Origin of the sequence: Sphingomonas sp. KR3-1 (assembly GCF_040049295.1) — a bacterium.
In the GTDB taxonomy this organism is placed as follows: domain Bacteria; phylum Pseudomonadota; class Alphaproteobacteria; order Sphingomonadales; family Sphingomonadaceae; genus Sphingomonas.
Genome location: NZ_JBDZDQ010000001.1, coordinates 18,231 through 35,892, shown reverse-complemented (window position 1 = coordinate 35,892; position 17,662 = coordinate 18,231). Strand labels below are relative to the sequence as shown.

At 67.0% G+C, this 17,662-nt stretch carries 17 protein-coding genes; 5 read left to right on the top strand and 12 right to left on the bottom strand.

Annotated elements, in window-relative coordinates; translation table 11 throughout:
- Window positions 1-29: 29 nt before the first annotated feature.
- A complete protein-coding gene (locus ABLE38_RS00200; RefSeq protein ID WP_348972161.1) occupies window positions 30-1,424 on the bottom strand; it encodes a leucyl aminopeptidase family protein in 1,395 nt (464 codons plus the stop codon).
- 177 nt (window positions 1,425-1,601) lie between these two features.
- On the opposite strand from ABLE38_RS00200, the gene ABLE38_RS00195 reads away from it, so the two are divergent.
- The gene (locus ABLE38_RS00195) at window positions 1,602-3,986 is read left to right on the top strand and encodes a membrane-bound PQQ-dependent dehydrogenase, glucose/quinate/shikimate family (RefSeq protein ID WP_348974419.1); all 2,385 of its coding nucleotides are present in this window, start codon (window positions 1,602-1,604) and stop codon (window positions 3,984-3,986) included.
- A 368-nt stretch (window positions 3,987-4,354) separates the two neighbouring features.
- On the opposite strand, the gene ABLE38_RS00190 is transcribed toward ABLE38_RS00195, so the two are convergent.
- Window positions 4,355-5,263 (bottom strand): LysR family transcriptional regulator, encoded by a 909-nt coding sequence (locus ABLE38_RS00190; protein WP_348972160.1) that lies wholly within the window; start codon window positions 5,261-5,263, stop codon window positions 4,355-4,357.
- A gap of 98 nt (window positions 5,264-5,361) precedes the next feature.
- On the opposite strand from ABLE38_RS00190, the gene ABLE38_RS00185 reads away from it, so the two are divergent.
- The gene (locus tag ABLE38_RS00185) at window positions 5,362-6,222 is read left to right on the top strand and encodes an aldo/keto reductase family oxidoreductase (RefSeq protein ID WP_348972159.1); all 861 of its coding nucleotides are present in this window, start codon (window positions 5,362-5,364) and stop codon (window positions 6,220-6,222) included.
- On the opposite strand, the gene ABLE38_RS00180 is transcribed toward ABLE38_RS00185, so the two are convergent.
- The 6 genes from ABLE38_RS00180 to ABLE38_RS00155 form a co-directional block, all read right to left on the bottom strand.
- The gene (locus tag ABLE38_RS00180; RefSeq protein WP_348972158.1) at window positions 6,219-7,130 is read right to left on the bottom strand and encodes a hypothetical protein; all 912 of its coding nucleotides are present in this window, start codon (window positions 7,128-7,130) and stop codon (window positions 6,219-6,221) included. The two genes, ABLE38_RS00185 and ABLE38_RS00180, sit on opposite strands and share 4 nt — an antisense overlap.
- Complete coding sequence (locus ABLE38_RS00175) at window positions 7,130-8,533, bottom strand: serine hydrolase domain-containing protein (protein ID WP_348972157.1); 1,404 nt, start codon at window positions 8,531-8,533, stop codon at window positions 7,130-7,132. The genes ABLE38_RS00180 and ABLE38_RS00175 overlap by 1 nt, the downstream gene beginning before the upstream one ends.
- Window positions 8,534-8,601: 68 nt before the next feature.
- Window positions 8,602-9,255 (bottom strand): YiiX/YebB-like N1pC/P60 family cysteine hydrolase, encoded by a 654-nt coding sequence (locus ABLE38_RS00170; RefSeq protein WP_348972156.1) that lies wholly within the window; start codon window positions 9,253-9,255, stop codon window positions 8,602-8,604.
- A 52-nt stretch (window positions 9,256-9,307) separates the two neighbouring features.
- Entirely contained in the window at window positions 9,308-10,645 is a 1,338-nt protein-coding gene (gene rimO, locus ABLE38_RS00165; protein ID WP_348972155.1) for a 30S ribosomal protein S12 methylthiotransferase RimO, read from the bottom strand.
- Between the two features lie 201 nt (window positions 10,646-10,846).
- Window positions 10,847-11,212 (bottom strand): hypothetical protein, encoded by a 366-nt coding sequence (locus tag ABLE38_RS00160; RefSeq protein ID WP_348972154.1) that lies wholly within the window; start codon window positions 11,210-11,212, stop codon window positions 10,847-10,849.
- A 53-nt stretch (window positions 11,213-11,265) separates the two neighbouring features.
- Window positions 11,266-11,499 carry a hypothetical protein gene (locus ABLE38_RS00155; RefSeq protein ID WP_348972153.1) on the bottom strand — a complete coding sequence of 78 codons (234 nt, stop codon included), beginning with the start codon at window positions 11,497-11,499 and terminating at the stop codon, window positions 11,266-11,268.
- Window positions 11,500-11,738: 239 nt separating this feature from the next.
- Here ABLE38_RS00155 and ABLE38_RS00150 point away from each other — a divergent pair, with 239 nt between their 5' ends.
- On the top strand, window positions 11,739-12,143 hold the full coding sequence (locus ABLE38_RS00150) for a DUF1761 domain-containing protein (protein ID WP_348972152.1): 405 nt from the start codon (window positions 11,739-11,741) through the stop codon (window positions 12,141-12,143).
- A gap of 4 nt (window positions 12,144-12,147) precedes the next feature.
- On the opposite strand, the gene ABLE38_RS00145 is transcribed toward ABLE38_RS00150, so the two are convergent.
- Window positions 12,148-12,504, bottom strand: coding sequence for a DMT family protein (locus tag ABLE38_RS00145; protein ID WP_348972151.1), 357 nt, complete (start codon window positions 12,502-12,504; stop codon window positions 12,148-12,150).
- A gap of 36 nt (window positions 12,505-12,540) precedes the next feature.
- Here ABLE38_RS00145 and ABLE38_RS00140 point away from each other — a divergent pair, with 36 nt between their 5' ends.
- Window positions 12,541-13,302, top strand: a complete 762-nt coding sequence (locus tag ABLE38_RS00140) for an AAC(3) family N-acetyltransferase (protein ID WP_348972150.1) — start codon at window positions 12,541-12,543, stop codon at window positions 13,300-13,302.
- On the opposite strand, the gene ABLE38_RS00135 is transcribed toward ABLE38_RS00140, so the two are convergent.
- Entirely contained in the window at window positions 13,299-14,429 is a 1,131-nt protein-coding gene (locus ABLE38_RS00135; RefSeq protein WP_348972149.1) for a M23 family metallopeptidase, read from the bottom strand. The two genes, ABLE38_RS00140 and ABLE38_RS00135, sit on opposite strands and share 4 nt — an antisense overlap.
- 81 nt (window positions 14,430-14,510) lie before the next feature.
- Window positions 14,511-15,782, bottom strand: a complete 1,272-nt coding sequence (gene serS / locus ABLE38_RS00130; protein ID WP_348972148.1) for a serine--tRNA ligase — start codon at window positions 15,780-15,782, stop codon at window positions 14,511-14,513.
- An 89-nt stretch (window positions 15,783-15,871) separates the two neighbouring features.
- Between serS and ABLE38_RS00125 the strand changes: the two genes are divergently transcribed.
- The gene (locus ABLE38_RS00125) at window positions 15,872-16,330 is read left to right on the top strand and encodes a host attachment family protein (protein ID WP_348972147.1); all 459 of its coding nucleotides are present in this window, start codon (window positions 15,872-15,874) and stop codon (window positions 16,328-16,330) included.
- Window positions 16,331-16,362: 32 nt separating this feature from the next.
- Here the strand turns inward: ABLE38_RS00125 and ABLE38_RS00120 are convergent, their stop codons facing one another.
- Window positions 16,363-17,268: a PEP-CTERM sorting domain-containing protein gene (locus tag ABLE38_RS00120; RefSeq protein WP_348972146.1), complete on the bottom strand. Its 906-nt coding sequence runs from the start codon at window positions 17,266-17,268 to the stop codon at window positions 16,363-16,365.
- Between the last annotated feature and the right edge of the window lie 394 nt (window positions 17,269-17,662).

The window sequence follows — 17,662 nt, the reverse complement described above, 5'->3', positions numbered from 1 at the left end:
CCCTCCCTTTCCGGGGAGGGGGAGCAGGATCAGTTCGCGTAGCGGTCCTTCAGCACCTTCCACACGGCGCGCAGACTCACCGCCTCGGCGCCCTTGGGGCGGCCCGGCTTGGCGCTGCCGTTCCAGCAGAAGATGTCGAGATGCGCCCATTGCGCCTTCTCGGGGACGAATTCCTTCAAGAAGAGCGCCGCGGTCAGCGCGCCGCCGAACGGCGCCTCGGCCGCGTTGACCATGTCGGCCACGTCGGACTTCAGCATCTCCTTGTACGGATCGTAGAGCGGCAGGCGCCACATCGGATCCGCCTCGGTCTCCGCCGCGGCCATCAGCTCGCTCGCCAGCGTCTCGTCATTGGCGAACAGCGCCTGGAGGTCGGCACCCAGCGCGACGCGCGCGGCGCCGGTCAGCGTCGCATAGTCGATCACCAGCTCGGGGCCCTTCTCCTCGGCCTTGGTCAGCGCGTCGGCGAGGATCAGCCGGCCCTCGGCGTCGGTGTTGCTGTTCTCGACCGTGATGCCCTTGCGCGAGCGCATGATGTCGCCCGGGCGCGTCGCCTCGCCGTTGATCGAGTTCTCGACCGCGGGGACGAGCATGTGCAGCCGCACCGGCAGGCGCGAGGACATGATCAGCTCGGCGGTAGCGAGCGCGTGCGCGGCGCCGCCCATGTCCTTCTTCATCAGCCGCATGCCGCTGGCCGGCTTGATGTCGAGGCCGCCCGAATCGAAGCAGACGCCCTTGCCGATGATGGCGATCTTCGGGTGCTCGGGATTGCCCCATTCGATCTCGATCAGGCGCGGCTCGCGGCCCTTGCCGGCGGCCTTGCCGACCGCCCAGAGCAGGCCATAGCCCTTCTCGATCTCGTCGCCCTTAACCACCGTCAGCTGGCCGCCATAGGCCTTGACCAGGTCCGCGGCCGCGGCCTCGAGATCGGCCGGGCCCATGTCGTTGGCGCCGGTGTTGATCCGGTCGCGTAGCTTGAAGGTGGCGCCCGCCATGCGCACGGCTTCCTCGATCCGCGCGACATCGGCGGTGAGCAGCACGCGCGGGCCGGTCGGCGCCTTCTCGTCCTTCTTGTAGGCATCGAACTTGTACTGGGCGGCGAGCCAGCCATGGATCGCCTTGCCGGGCTCGGCGCCCTCGACGCGGTAGCTGCCCTCGGGCAGCGTCTCGGCGAGCTTGGCGAGGCACCAGGGCGACAGGCGGTCTGCGTTCGCCACCACGGTGACGACCGACCAGTCCTCGGGCCCGTCGCCGGGCAGGATCGCGCTGGCATAGGGCGAGGGCGCCAGCTTCTGCGCGGCAGCCGCGGTGCGGTGGCGCGGCGGCTGGGCATTCAGCCAGGCGTCGAAGCCCTTGGCGTCGATCACGGTGATGGTGCGGGCGGGCTGGCCCTTGTCGGGCTGAACGAGCGTGTTGAGATCAGGCATGGGGGCTGATCTAGGTAATGGGCACGTCAAGGGCTAGTCCCAAGACGCACATGAAATTTCGTTCACGATGGAACGGTATCGTTTCGCAACCGGTTTTCCCAAGGTCTAGAGCCATTCCGGGAGCAAAGCATGACCGACACCCGCTACGAAGGGGAGCGTATCCCCTATCTCGAGCCGGTGGAGGTAAGGCCCCGGCGCCGGAGCATCGCCGCGCTGGTCGTCGGCGGCGTGATCGCGCTGATCGGCCTGGTGCTCGCGATCGGCGGCGCCTGGCTCGCGGTGCTTGGCGGCTCGCTCTATTACGTGATCACCGGCGCGCTGATGGTCTGGTCGGGCGTGCTGCTGGTCCGCGGCCGCATGGCAGGCGGCTGGCTCTATCTCGCCATCGTCGTCGCCAGCGTGCTCTGGGCCTGGTGGGAGTCGGGCGCCAATCCCTGGGCGCAGGTGCCGCGCGTGATCGCGCCGGTCGTCCTCGCCATCGCCGTGATCCTGGTGCTGCCGACGCTCACCTATGCGGCGGGCAAGTGGCGGCTCGCGCTCGGCGGGGTCGCCGCAGTGCTGGTGCTCACCGTGATCAACTTCTGGGCCGCCGCGGCCGGCATGCCCAACTCGGTGCTCGCCGCGCTCCCCGCGCCGGGCACCGCCGGCATGATGGACCCCTCCGGCCAGCAGACCGGCGCCGACTGGCCCGTCTATGGCGGCACCACCAGCGCGCGGCGCTATTCGCCGCTGGTCCAGATCACCCCGGCCAATGTCTCGAAGCTCAAGCAGGTCTGGCTGACGCACACCGGCGACCTTCCGTCGTCGCCGATGATCCGCAAGACCTATGGCGCGGAGAACACCCCGCTCAAGGTCGGCGACAGCCTCTATATCTGCACGCCGAAGAACATCCTGCTGTCGCTCGATGCCGCCACCGGCATGGAGAAGTGGCGCTACGATCCCAAGGTGCCCGACGACGCGATCCCCTACACGGCGGCCTGCCGCGGCGTGGTCTATTATGCCGTGCCGAACGCGCCCGCCAACCAGGCCTGCGCCACCCGCATCGTCGAGGGCACGCTCGACGCGCGGCTGATCGCGGTCGACGCGAAGAACGGCAAGCCCTGCGCCGATTTCGGCACGAACGGCCAGGTCGACGCCAAGCAGGGCATGGGCAAGGTCCCGGCCGGCTTCGTCTCGATCAACTCTCCGCCCACGCTGGTGCGCGGCGTGCTCGTCACCGGCCATCAGGTGCTCGACGGGCAGGACCGCTGGGCGCCGTCGGGCGTGATCCAGGGCTTCGACGTCGTCACCGGCAAGCTGCGCTGGGCCTGGGACATGATGAACCCGAGCTGGAGCGGCGCACCGCCGGCCGGCAAGGAATGGGCACGCGGCACGCCGAACATGTGGACGCTGGCGAGCGGCGACGAGCAGCTCGGCTTGGTCTATCTCCCGATGGGCAACGCCGCGGCCGACTATTACTCGTCCGAGCGCCGTCCGGAGGAGAATTTCTACGCGACCTCGCTGGTCGCGCTCGACGTGACCACCGGCAAGCCGCGCTGGCGCTTCCAGGCGGTGCGCAACGACGTGTGGGACTATGATTTCGGCGCCCAGGCGACCCTGGTCGATTACAAGGGTGCCCCGGCGCTGGTCCTGCCGTCGAAGCAGGGCGACCTCTACGTCCTCGATCGCCGCACCGGCCAGCCGCTCACGCCCGTGGGCGAGATGAAGGCCCCTGGCGGCGGCGTCGAGCCGCAGCAGCGCGCCGCCACCCAGCGCGTCTCGCTCTGGCATACGCTGCGCAAGCCCGACCTGACCGAGCGCGACATGTGGGGCATGTCGCCGATCGACCAGATGATCTGCCGCATCCAGTTCCGCAGCGCGAGCTACAAGGGCTTCTTCACCCCGCCCGAGGCCGATCGCCACTCGATCGAATATCCCGGCTATAATGGCGGCACCGATTGGGGCGGCATCGCCGTCGATCCGCAGCGCGGGGTGATCGTCGCCAACTATAACGACATGCCCAATTACGTGCAGCTGGTCCCCCGGGCCAAGGCCGACAAGCTCGGCTGGGCACCGCGCGACCAGGCCCGCGGTAAGATCGGCGGCGCCGAAGGCGCGGGCGATCCCCAGGCGAACACGCCGTACGCCATCAACGTCAATGCCGGCTGGCGGATGCCCTTCACCGGGCTGCTCTGCAAGCAGCCGCCCTATGGCGGGATCCGGGCGATCGACATGGCGACCGGCAAGACGATCTGGGACCGCCCCTTCGGCGAGGCGCGCACCAACGGCCCGTTCGGCATTCCCTCGATGCTGCCGGTGTCGATCGGCACGCCGAACAATGGCGGCTCGGTGGTCACTGCCGGTGGGCTGATCTTCGTCGCGGCATCGACCGACAACCTGATCCGAGCGATCGACCTGAAGACCGGCAAGACGCTGTGGAAGGCCGTGCTCCCCGCGGGCGGCCAGGCGACGCCGATCGTCTATGAGGCGAACGGCAAGCAGTATCTCGTCATCTATGCCGGCGGGCATCACTTCATGGAGACGCCGGTGGGCGACGAGGTGGTGGCCTACGCTTTGCCCTAAATGCCCGGGTCCGATATTCCCTCCCTGCACGGGAGGGGCTAGGGTTGGGTTAGAAAAGGTCGGGGCTCGATACCCCGGCCTTTTCTGTTTCGGCCGCCGATTGGTTGAACTCGCTCCGCTCGCAACTCACCCCCCACCCCTCCTTTTCAGGGAGGGGAGGTGCCTGCCCTTGCAATGTAGGATTTCGTCTGTTTCCCTCACTCGGCCGGGGTCGCGCCCGGCCGCTCTTTGACAGTTGGAAAATATAATGTCCCCTCCGCGTAATCATGTTGCGCAAGACTGGGACGGGTGCGCCTCCATGACTGTCGCGGCTTTCGTGACTTTCCGGCACGGAGAATCCGCGCCGCCCGAGTCGCGCTGTTGGAAGATCACGCCTGCGCCGGATGCGCCTTCACATAGTCGATGAACGCGCGCAGCGGCGCCGGCACTAGCCTCCGGCCGGGATAATAGAGGAACGGCCCGGGGAAGCGCTCCCACCACTCCTCGAGCACCGGCACCAGCGCGCCGCGGGCGAAGCTCGGCCGCAGCCAGGCCTCGAACAGGTTGACGATGCCGGCGCCGGCCTCGGCCGCGTCGAGGATCAGGTCGATCGCAGTGCCGACGCCGACGATCAACGGGCCATTGGGCTCGACCAGGACGATCTCGCCCTGCTTCTCGAACTCCCACGGCACCAGCCGGCCATTCTCGAAGCGCGCGCGCAGGCAGCGATGCTGGAGCAGGTCGCGCGGATGCGCCGGCGCGCCGTGCCGCTCGAGATAGCCGCGCGAGGCGCCGGCGGCGAAGCTCTGGACGCGCGGGCCGATCGGCACCGCGATCATGTCCTGCTCCAGCCGCTCCTCATAGCGGATGCCGGCATCGCAGCCCGCCGCGAGCACATCGACCAGATCGTCCTCGGCGACGATCTCGACTTCGATCTCGGGATAAAGATCGAGGAAGCCCGGCAGGATCTCGGGCAGCACCAGCCGCGCGGCGCTCACCGGCACGTTGAGCTTGAGCGTGCCGGCCGGCCGGTCGCGAAAGCCGTTGACCACGTCGAGCGCCGCTGCGACTTCGCCCAGCGCAGGCCCGAGCCGCTCGATCAGCCGGGTGCCCGCCTCGGTCGGCGCGACGCTGCGGGTGGTGCGGTTGAGCAGTCGCACGCCAAGCCGCGCCTCGAGCCGCCGCACCGCCTCGCTCAGCCCCGATGCGCTTGCCCCGGTCGAGCGCGCGGCCTCGCGGAAGCCGCCGGCGCGGGCGACTGCGAGAAAGGCGTTCAGCTCGGAAAGGTCCAGGTCCATTGTTCGAAAATCCGCACAGCTCGTGCGAATTGTGCCTGATTATCGTGCGATGCCGCAAGGCCTAGATGGGTGCCGTGCTTTTCGAAGGAGTTCGAGCGATGACCGACTATCCGATGACCTATCAGTTGGGCGACCGCCAGGTGAACCGCGTCGGCTATGGCGCGATGCAGCTCGCCGGCCCCGGCGTGTTCGGCCCGCCCAAGGATCATGACCAGGCGGTGGCGGTGCTGCGCGAGGCAGTGGCGAGCGGCGTGAACCACATCGATACCAGCGATTTCTACGGCCCGCACGTCACCAACCGGATCATCAAGGAAGCGCTGTATCCCTATCCGGACGATCTGGTGATCGTCACCAAGCTCGGCGCAGTGCGCGACGACGCCGGCGCCTGGCTCCCTGCCCAGAGCCCCGATGATCTCAAGCGCGGGCTGGAGGACAATCTCCGCAATCTCGGGCTCGAGGCGATGGAGGTCGTCAACATGCGGATCATGGGCGATGTCCATGCGCCGAGCGAAGGCTCGATCGCCGAGCAGATCCACGCGCTGGCCGACCTCCAGCGCCAGGGGCTGATCCGCCATATCGGGCTGAGCAACGCCACTGCGACCCAGGTTGCCGAGGCGCGGGAGATCGTCCCCATCGTCTGCGTACAGAACCAGTACAACCTGGCGCACCGCGAGGACGAGGCGCTGGTCGACAGCCTTGCCGAGGCAGGCATCGCCTATGTGCCCTTCTTCCCGCTGGGCGGCTTCTCGCCCATCCAGTCGGGCACGCTCGACGAGGTCGCCAAGGGGCTGGGCGCCACGCCGATGCAGGTCGCGCTTGCCTGGCTGCTCCAGCGCTCGCCGAACATCCTGCTGATCCCGGGCACCTCGTCGCTCGGCCATCTGCGCGAGAATCTGGCGGTGCGGGACCTCAAGCTGCCGCCTGAGACGGTGAAGATACTCGATGGAATCGCCGGCTAGCGGCCGATCGGCTTCACCTTCGGCGCGCACATCGCGATCGCATGATCGACCATGAAGCTCAGCCGGTCACGCGCCAGGGCGAGCTCGGCCGGGTCCAGCCCCCGGTCGAGCGTCTCGAAGTTGAGGTAGCTGAGCCCGTGGAGGACCGCGTAGTTGGAGAGCGACCCGTCGCTCGCCACCACGCGCTCCTGCACCACGTTGAAGTCCGCGCCGACCATCGCATCGCGGCAAAAGGCGTCGCTCGGCTGGTCGCGGGCGAGATAGGTGGCGAAGGCGACGGTGTCGTCATCGTCGAACGGCCAGGCCTTCGACACCGACGGGCTGGGGGTCAGCGTATCGTCGCAGAAGCGGATCGAGATCACGCCGCTGCCTTGCGGATCGCCCTTGTTGCAGCGCGAGTCGCCGGTGTCGAAGCCCTTGGCGTTGGTGTGGAGCGCGATGATCGGCCAGGCGCCGTCCGCCAAGTCAGCGAGGATGTTGTGGGCATAGCCGGGCAGGGCGGTGTCGAAGTTGCGGTTGGGGTCGATCGGCTTGCCGTAATCGACCGCGCGGTTCATCCGCACCCCGTCGTCTCCCGGCGAGACGCCCGAATCGACCGCGATCAGCACCCCGCCATATTTTTTCACTGCGGCGAGCCCCGCCTCGAACCCGGCATTCTCATTGTCGTGCGGCACGAAGAACAGCGGGCCCTTGGGATGCTTTACATTGACGATGCGCCACAGCCGCCAGGGCGCACGCTCCTCGCGGAACTCATGCGCCGTGACCGCCAGCCCCTTCCACTCGGCCGGATCGCGGTGGCGGGCGAAGTCGTCGTCCTGCACCGTGAGCGGATCGACCGGGCGGACCGTCACCGCGTCGGGCGGCGCGACGCTGAACAGGGCAGCGGCGGCGAGGGCGATCAGGCGCATCAGTCCCTCGGCTGGATCAGGAACTGCTCGAACCTGCCCGATGCGCCGGGCTCGGCATAGGTGATAGCGATCAGCTTGCGGCCGTCCGCATAGGTGATGTCATAGTTGCGGTTGACGAAGCCGCCGCGCAGCCGCGGTTTGCCGCGGGCAGCGAAGCTCACCGGATCGCCGAGCGGGCCGAGGCTGCTCTGATAGTCCGCGGTCGCCTGGGGCGTGAAATAATAGTTGGCGTCGTCGGTCAGCTTCGAGCGATCGAGCCCGCCGCCGCGCAGCTGATCGAAGACCTGGCGGGCGAGATAGTCGCGCGCCGAGTCGAGCGAGGGCGGCGGCGGGATCTGCACCACCGGGTTGAGCAGGTCGGTGATCCCGCCGGTGATCGCATCCTGCGCCCCGCCGAAATCGGCGTTGACCAGCGCCACTACCGCGAAGCGCCTGCCCGGCATCACGAAATTGTCGGAGAGGAAGCCGACCGCCTCGCCGCCATGCTCGACGATCTTGTCGCCGGCGCGCTCGCCGACCGAGACGCCCAGCCCGTAATGCGGGTCGCTGCCATTGTTGAGCAGCACGCTGGTTTCCTGCGTCTCCCAATCCTCGGGGCTCAGGATCTTGCGGTCGATCCGGGCGATGTCCCACTTCGCCAGGTCGGTCGCCGACATGGCGAGCTCGCCCGCCGCCCACAGCCAGCCATGCGCCGCCGGCCGGGCCGCGCGCACCGGTCCCAGCGCGAAGCGGTGATTGCCCTGGGGGAAGCCCGTGCCGATGGCATAGTCCTGATCCATCGCGTCGATGCCGAGCGGCTTGAGGATCTTCTTCTGGAGATAGTCGAGCAGCTTCATGCCCGACGCCTTCTCGACGATCATGCCGGCGACGACATAGCCGGTGTTCGAATATTGCCAGGCCGTGCCGGGCTCGAAATCGAGCGGCTTCTTCGCCCAGCGGTCGAGGATTTCCTGCGGCGTGACCGGCTTCTCCATCGCGGCGAAGTCATAGTCCTGCGGCCAATAGTCCTGGATGCCGGCGGTGTGGCTGAGCAGCTGGCGAATGGTGATCCGGTCGGCACCGGTGATGTCCGGCACCCATTTGGACACCTTGTCGTCCAGGCTGAGCTTGCCCTCGTCCTCGAGCAGCAGGATCGCCGCGGCGGTGAACTGCTTCGAGATCGACGCGATCTGGTACTTCGCCGCCGGGCTCGTCGCCTTCATGCCGGGGCCCTGGTCGCCATAGGCCTTGGCGAAGACGATCTTGCCGTCGCGCACGATCGCGACCGAGGCGGAGGGCACGCCCGAGGATTTGAGCGCATCGCCGACGATGGTGTCGACCTTTGCGGTCTCGTCAGCGGTAAGCTGCTGCGCGGCGGCGGGCGTGGCGAAGAGAAGGGCGGCGGCAAGGGCGGGACGGAACATCGGGCCTCCGGATGGTTTCGGAGGCAGCTTAGGGCGCGCCAAGGGCGTCGTCACCCTTCTTGCACGCCCTAGCGCACATTGACCGGATGATCGTCGTCGAAAGCATGATGGGCGAGCCGGACGACAGGATCGAACTCCGGATCCTTGGCAAAGGCATCCGGACCGATGAAGCCGAGCCCGTTCCAGGGGATCTCGATGCCGATCTGCTGATAGCAGCGATAGAGAAATTCCGAGCAGATGAACTCGTCGTCCGAGCGCAGCAGGCGCGGCATGCGGCGGTTCCAATGGCCGGCGACGATCCGGACCATGATCTTGACGATCTCGCCGGCGCCGAATGGCGTGCCGAGCCGGCTGGTGGCGAATTTGCCCAGATGGCGCATCGCCTCACCCTGCGCGCGTTCCTCGAAGCGGCGGTGCCGCGCCACTACCAGGTCGCCGGGAAAGACGCGGGCCTTGGTCTTGTTCTCGGTCAGCCAGCGGTGGAAAGGGATGAGCCGCACGCCATAGTGCTCGACTGCCTCGATGATCATCACCTCGTCGAGCAAGTCGAGCCGCAATACCATGGCGACGTGGCTCCACGGGCTGCGCGTTGCCCAGCGGATCACGCGCGAGAAGATCTGCGTGCCCGAGCAGAGCAGCACGTCGCCCGTGCGCAACGCCGCGCGCATCGCCTCATAGTCGAGCGCGGGCAAGGTCTCGATGCTGCGGTCGGGAACGGTCATTGGGCCTCCGAAACGAGAGGCTCAAGTCTCGCCGCGCGGCTTTGTTCCGCGCTCAGGCCTCGTCCAGCGGCACGCCATACAGATCGTGCTCGTCGGCATCCTCGATCTCGACCATGACGATGTCGCCCTGCTCGAGGTGGCCGGCATCGCGCAGGAACACTTCGCCGTCGATCTCGGGTGCGTCGGCCTGGCTGCGGCCGGTGGCGCCGCCTTCCGCGTCCACCGCGTCGATGATCACTTCGAGCGTGCGGCCGATCTTGGCCTGGAGCTTGGCCGCGCTGATCGCGGCGGTCTTCTCCATGATCCGGGCGTAGCGCTCTTCCTTGACCTCTTCAGGCACCGCGCCGGGCAGCGTGTTCGCCGCGGCGCCTTCGACCGGCTCGAAGCGGAACGCGCCGACCCGGTCGAGCTGGGCTTCGTCGAGCCAGTCGAGCAGGTATTGGAAGTCCTCCTCGGTCTCACCGGGGAAGCCGACCACGAAGGTCGAGCGGATCGTCAGGTCCGGCGCGATCGCGCGCCAGTTCTTCAGCCGTTCGAGCACCTTGGCCTCATTGGCCGGGCGCTTCATCGCGCGCAGCACCGAGGGACTGGCGTGCTGAAACGGGATGTCGAGATAGGGGAGGATCAGCCCCTCGGCCATCAGCGGGATGACCTGGTCGACATGCGGATAGGGATAGACATAGTGGAGCCGCACCCAGGGCGCGATCTTGCCGAGCTCGCGCGCCAGGTCGGTCATGTGGGGGATCACTTCCTGACCCTTCCACAGGCGCGGCTCCTTGCGGATGTCGACGCCGTACGCCGAGGTGTCCTGGCTGATCACCAGCAGTTCCTTGGTGCCCGCCTCGACCAGCTTCTCCGCTTCGCGCAGGATCGCGTCAGGGCGGCGGCTGACCAGGTCGCCGCGCAGTGCCGGGATGATGCAGAAGCTGCAGCGGTGGTTGCAGCCTTCCGAGATCTTCAGATAGCTGTAGTGGCGCGGGGTGAGCTTCAGCCCCGCGTCCGGCACCAGGTTGACGAAGGGCGAGGGCGGCATCGGCGCCGCCTCGTGCACCGCACCGACGACTTCCTCATATTGATGCGCGCCGGTGACCGCGAGCACGTTGGGGAAGCGGGCGCGGATCGTCTCGGCTTCCTTGCCCATGCAGCCGGTGACGATCACGCGGCCGTTCTCGGCGATCGCCTCGCCGATCGCTTCGAGCGATTCTTCCTTCGCCGAGTCGAGAAAGCCGCAGGTGTTGACTAGCACGACGTCAGCGCCGGCATAGTCGGGCGACATCGCATAGCCGTCGCTACGCAGCTTGGTGAGGATCCGCTCGCTGTCGACCAGGTTCTTGGGACAGCCGAGCGACACCATGCCCACGCGGGGCGCCTCGGGGAGTTTGGTTGCCATGATTGGGGCGCGACATAGGGATTTCTGGCGAAAATACCAGCGCGGGCAATTGCGGGGTGCGCCAAGGCGGGCCGCGGCATGGCGCACCGCTGCGTATAGCACCGCGCCCCGGTGCACGGGCGGCCTGCCGCGCGTATCAACGATCATGCCGCGATCGGACTAGCCGTCGCTACGGCAATGTTGCGGCCAGGCCCCTTGAAATCAGAGGGAAAGCGCGAGAATCGCCGCCGCGATCAGCAAGTTCAAGCCCGCAAGCGATACTATCAGCAAGGAAAATCCATGTCCGAGCTCTTCGACATGGGCATCCTTGGCAACCCCCGCCGCGTTCTTCCTGTCCGCGAACTGCAGGATCGCAAGGAGGATCCAGAATGTCGCATAGGAATATGCGGCGTAGCGCACGTCGTCGAACGTGGCATGGCGAAGCAGGTTTACGACAATGCTGGTGCCGATGATCATCAGCGTGGCCAGGATGGCGGTATAGCTAAGTTCGTTCTTCTTTCTGATGAGCGTAACCCTGCTACGAAAGATCTCTACGGAATATAGCTGATCCGATCGCAAGTTATACATTCTCGGTATCCTAAAACTGGCGGGCGCCAATTTCCGGGCGCCCGCCAAAATAATCAAAGCGAGGAGACCAAGTACACAAGGCCGCCGACGCCTGCGACGACCGTGCCGCCAGCAACGAGTTCAGGCTGGCCAAAAAGCACGCCCACGCCCGCGATCGCAGCACCGGTTGCCATGATCACGCCACCAATGTCCTGGCCGGTCTGGTTCTTGGCAGCCGCGATGCTGTCGATTTCGTCCAGGCTAAGTTCCTGGATGCCGTCGATCGTTGCGAAGGCGGTCTGATTCATGAAACTCATTATATTCCCCCACCATTTGGTTGCTCTTGAGTCGCCTGTTTTTGGCGCACCGTATTTGTGTCAATTGCTCCTATTGGGTGTCAAACGGACACTATGCCGATATGGTGCGAAATACAGATCGGATATAATACTGTAACAATTCTTTGGTGCGTGCGCATTGGCGGTGGGATCTGGCGGCACGGGGTTTACGGGCGTAGTTTCGTACTGGCGCAGCTGTCGGGAGGGGCGAAATGCATTTCCACTGGTTGGCGATCGTCGGCGCGGCATTGGCCGGCTTCGTGGTGGGCGGGCTCTGGTATGGCCCGTTGTTCGGCAAGGCCTGGATGCAGGCGCGCGGCATCGATGCCGCAGCGGCGAAGACGGGCGCGAACATGCCATTGATCTTCGGCGGCACGTTCGTGCTCAACCTGGTCGCTGCGTTCATGCTCGACCATCTCTACCTGACCTATGACGCGCCGGTGGGGCAGCATCATGCGCTGGTGATTGCGGGGATCATCGGCACGGGGTTCATCACCACATCGATCGGCGTGAACTACCTCTTCTCGCGGCTTCCCCGCGCGCTGTTCCTGATCGATGCGGGCTACTGGATTGTCATGTACCTGGTGATGGGAGCGATCTTCGGGCTGGTCGTCTGAGCGTTCAAGCAGGCGCCTTGAACACGAACCATGCCCCCGCCGCGATCAGCGCGAAGCCGATCAGGTGGTTGGCGCTGATCTTCTGTCCGAGATAGAGCACCGAGAAGCCGACGAACACCGTGAGCGTGATCACTTCCTGCATCGCCTTCAGCTGTGCCGGCGAATAGACCGCGCTGCCCCAGCGATTTGCCGGCACCGCCAGGCAATATTCGACGAAGGCGATGCCCCAGCTCGCCAGGATGACGAGGATCAGCGGCGTGCTCTTGAACTTCAGGTGCCCGTACCAGGCGATCGTCATGAAGACGTTCGAGGCGATGAGCATCAGGATCGGAAGGGCGCGGGCGGTGAGATCGGCGGGCATGGCGTGACCTTGGCGGGGATGGCATCAAGGTCAAGCATGGAGATGATCTCGCGAACCCGCCTGGTGGAACAGCTGCGTGCGCTGGGCGTGCGGGAAGGCGGCGTGCTGCTCGTCCACACCAGCTTCCGCGCCGTCCGGCCGGTCGAGGGCGGGCCCGAGGGGCTGATCGCCGCGCTGGTCGAGGCACTGGGCCCCATGGGCACGCTGGCGATGCCTTCGGCGACGGGCGACGACGACCATGTCTTCGATCCGGCGACCACGCCCAACCGCGACGATCTCGGCGTGGTCGCGGACCGGTTCTGGCGGATGCCCGGTGTCGTCCGCAGCAAGCATTTCGACGCGGTCGCGGCACTCGGCCCGCAGGCGGAATGGATAACAGGCGGCCCGTTCGTGCTGCCGCCCGCAGCGCCGGGAAGCGCGATCGACCGCATCCGGGCGGCCGGCGGGCAGGTGTTGCTGCTCGGCGTGACGCACCACGCCAACACCATGCTGCATCTTGCCGAGCTGGTCGGCGGCGCCCCCTATCGCAGCGACTTCCACTATATCGGTGCCGACGGGACCGAGGTCCATTATGGCGAGAACGACAGTTGCTGCGCCAAGTTCGAGCTGGCCGACGACTGGCTCCGCGCCGCGGGGCTGCAGCGCGAAGGGCCGGTCGGCCATGCCGAGGCGCGGCTGATGGACGCCGAGGAACTGGTGCGGATCGCGGCCGCCAGGGTGTGCGAGGACCCGCTGGTCTTCCTCCACGCCCCTGGAGAGGGTTGCGAGGAATGCGACGAGGCGCGGGAGAGCCTCTAGCGGGCCGGCAACCTCGGCAGCGGATCGACCGGATTGCGCCCCTGGCGGATCTCGAAGTGCAGCTCTGGCCGGTCGGCAAAGCCCGAATTGCCGGAGAGCGCGATCATCTGGCCCTTCTTCACCGCCTGGCCGCGCTGGACGAGCAACTGGCCGGCATGGCCATAGACGGTCGTCCAGCCATCGCCATGGCGCAGGATGACGAGCCCGCCCAGCGCTGGAATGTCCGAGCCGACATAGGCGACGACGCCGTCCGCCGCCGCCAGCACCGGGGTGTCGAGCGGCGTCGCGATCTTGATGCCGTCGTTGCGTTCTCCGGAAGCCCCGGGGCCGAAGCGCTTCACGACATTGCCCTTGAGCGGCCATTGGAAGCCGCCAGCGAGCCGCGCGGGCGCCGCCACCGGCGTGGTCGGCGAGAGCACGCGGGCCGAGGAGGCGGTCGGCTGCGCCGGCTTGGCCTTCTCGGCGATGGCGGGCTGGCCGCCGGTGACGATATCGTCGACGCCGAGGTCGAGATGGAAGCGCGCGGCGCGCTGCTCGATCGTCTCGGGCTTGCCCGAAGGCGAGGGCGAGGCGTCGTCCGGGATCAGCAGCCGCTGTCCGGTGCGCAGGATGTACGGCTCTTCGAGTTCGTTGACCGCGATGATCCGCGACCAGGTGACGCCGTACGCCACCGCGATCGCAATGCCGGTCTCGCCGTCGCGGACCAGGTGATAGCGGCCGCCGGGGATGCTCAGCTTCTGGCCGACGCGGATCACGAAGGGCGGCGGAATGTCGTTGGCGCGGGCGATCGCTTCGGATCCCGCGCCGGTCTTGGCCGAGATCGAGCGCAGCGAGTCGCCCGGCTGTACGACATAGCTGCGGCCGGCGACGGCGCGCGCATCGGCCGAGACCTTGCGCGATTGCCAGGACTGGGGCGGGGCGGGGAGGCGGCGCACGTCCTGCTCGCTGCCGAGCGCGGGTCGTTCCCAGCTCTGCTCCTGCTCTCGCGGCTGGACTGGGCGCTGGCGGTCCGGGCGCTGCTGCGGCGCCGGGCGATAGCCGGTATCCTGATAGGCGCCGCCGGACTGCGGGATGCAGGCGGCGAGCAACAACAGCGCCACCGGCGCCATTCGCTGTGCTGCCTTCATCCCGACCCCCACATTAACCATTACGGGTGCACCATAACGCGCATTTCCCCGCGCGTCAGGTACGTCTGAATGCGGAGGTGCTCAGTTTGCCGGTTCGAGCCGATCGAGGCCGTTCAGATAGGGCTTGAGCACCTCCGGCACCGCCACCGATCCCTCTTCCTGCTGGTAGTTCTCCAGCACCGCGACCAGCGTGCGCCCCACCGCCAGGCCCGAGCCGTTGAGCGTGTGGACGAAGCGCGTGCCCTTTTCGCCCTCGGGCCGGTAGCGCGCGTTCATCCGGCGTGCCTGGAAGTCGCCGCAGGTCGAGCAGGACGAGATCTCGCGGTAGCGCGCCTGGCCGGGCAGCCACACTTCGAGGTCATAGGTCCGCGCCGCGGTGAAACCCATGTCGCCGGTGCACAGCTTCATCCGGCGGAAGGGCAGGCCGAGCGCCGTCAGGATGCCCTCGGCGCACTGGGTCATGCGCTCATGCTCGGCCTCGGACTGTTCGGGCGTGGTGATCGAGACCATCTCGACCTTCTCGAACTGGTGCTGGCGGATGAAGCCGCGCGTGTCGCGGCCGGCCGCGCCGGCTTCCGAGCGAAAGCAGGCGGTGAGCGCGGCGAAGCGCAGCGGCAGCACGGTCTCCGACAGGATCTGCTCGCGGACGATGTTGGTCAGGCTCACTTCGGCGGTGGGGATCAGCCAGCGGCCATCGGTGGTCTTGAACAGGTCCTCGGCGAACTTGGGCAGCTGGCCGGTGCCGAACAGAGCCTCGTCGCGCACCAGCAGCGGCGGGATCGTCTGCTCATAGCCATGGCCTTCGAGCGTATCGAGCATGAACTGGCCGAGAGCGCGGTGGAGCTTGGCGGCGGCACCGCGCACCAGCGTGAAGCGGCTGCCGGAAAGCAGCGCGCCGGTCTCGAAATCAAGGCCGAGCGCCGGGCCGAACGCATCATGCTCCTTGGCTTCGAAGGGCAGCACGGTCGGCTCACCGACGGTCGCGACCAGCGCGTTGTCGTCCTCGTCCTTGCCCTGGGGCACATCGGCATAGGGAAGGTTGGGGATCGCGGCGAGCAGGTTGGTCAGTTCCGCGCCGACTGCCTTTTCCTCGGCGTCGATCAGCGGCATCCGCTCCTTGAGCTCGGCGACTTCGGCCATCAGGTCGGTCGGATCATCCCGCCGCGCCTTGGCCGCGCCGATCGCCTTCGAGGCTTCGTTGCGGCGCGCCTGCACCGCCTGCGCCTCGGTGATCAGCGCGCGGCGCTTCTCGTCCAGCGCGAGCAGCGTGGCGGACTGCGGCTCCAGCCCGCGGCGGGCGAGGCCGGCGTCGAAGGCTGCGGGGTTCTCTCGGATGGCGCGGATATCGTGCATCTCCGCGCCCTATGACGGCGGCCCAGCGTGCGCAACCCTGGCGCGCGCGGCTCGTTGAGGATGCAGGCACGAAACGAAGGAGAGACGAGATGCAGGTTCCGCACGATACGGTCGTCGTGGTCGCCGATGGGCGCAAGATGCTGTTCCTGAGGAACGAGGGCGACGCGGTGAACCCGAACCTGCAGGTCGAGAAGAAGGTGGCCGACAAGCACAACCCGTCGCACCACGACCAGGCGACCGACCTTGCCGGCGGCGCGATGGGCACGCGGACCACCGGTGCGCAATGGGGTGGCGGCAACATGGACGAGGTCGACTTCCACCAGCTCGAGGAAGACCGCTTCGCCGCCGAGACCGCCGCGTTGCTCAAGGAGCGGGCGCTGCGCCAGGACTTCGAGTCGCTGATCATCATCGCACCGCCCAAGACGCTGGGCGAGCTGCGCAAGCATTATCACAAGGAAGTGAGCGACCGCCTCAGGGCCGAGATCGCCAAGGACCTCACCGGGCACCCGGTTTCGGAGATCGAGCAGGCGCTGGCGAAGGCGGAATAGCGCCTTCATCCCGGCTTTCGCCGGGAGGGCGGTTATTCGCCGCTCGTGTCGTCTGGCTTCTTCTTGCCCAGCCGCTTGCGGGCGACCAGCGCCGCTGCTGCGCCGCCGAACAGCAGGATCATCGGCGGAGCCGGCACCGGTGCCGGGCCGCCCGAGCCGCTGCCGCCGCAGCCATGCCCGCAGCTGCTGCTGCCGCCATAGCTGCTCGATCCGTGATGCCAGCCGCTCGAGCTCCAGCCGCTCGAATTGCTCCAGTGGCTCGACGAGCCGTTCGACGACGAAGACGTCGACGACGAGTTGGACGAACTGGTCGAGGAAGAGGTCGACGAGCTGGTCGAGGACGAGGTCGACGACGACACGTCACCGCTCGACGAGGAAGTCGAGGTCGAGCTGATTTCGCCGCTCGACGTCGAAGTCGAGGAGCCGCCGGTCGAGGTCGAGGTGGACGAGCCGCCCGTCGACGTGGAGGTCGAGCCGCCCGACGAGGACGAGTTGGACGACGAGATCTCGATGTTGATGCCGCTCGAGCCGCTGCTGCTGCCCGAGGACGAGCCGCCGAAGAAGCCGCCTGCGAAGAATCCGCCGCCGAAGCCGCCACCGCCGCTCGAGCCGCCGATCACGCCCGAAGACGAACCGCTGCTGCTCGACGAGACGACCGGCATCTCGCCGCTGGAGCCGTAATAGGGCGGCGGCGTCGGGATCGGTGCGCCCTGCGCCGTGACGACCACTAGCTGGGGCTGTGCCTGAGTCGTGGTGGTGACGGTGCGCTTCACGACTCGGCGAACCGGGCGGGCGACCGTGCGCTTGACCACGCGCTTCTTCGCGACCACTGCGTGATGGACCACGCGCGGTTGCTGGATGCGCTCGGTGACATAGACGCCACCGCCGCCAATCACCGCGCCCCCGCAAGTGCAGGCGCACAGTTTAGCCAAGGCCATGCGAACCGACATTGTCCCCACTCTTTCCGTTGCTGGCGCTTCGCTCCCCACGGGACCGTCAGCAGCTTCGCGCCTGTCAATGCGGCAAAAGTGCAAAACAAACTATTAAGTGCAATGGCGTAAGCTTCCGTTAACCTTATTTGCGCGTGATTTTCGCGCCCCGGATTTCTGCTGCGAGGGTTAATGTTCAACTTCGGTACGGAACGCGCTGTTGTTAGCTGCCGGTTCGTGAACATTATCGGTTAATTCCGGCGACGATTCCGTGCCGGTTCAGCCATCGCTAATTTTCCCCCGTTTACGGGCAATTACGCCTGTGGATTAAAACAACAGCGCGCTTGTTAACGCGCTCGCGCGAAAGTATAGGGCCGCGCAGGGCAAACGGTCACCGTACGGC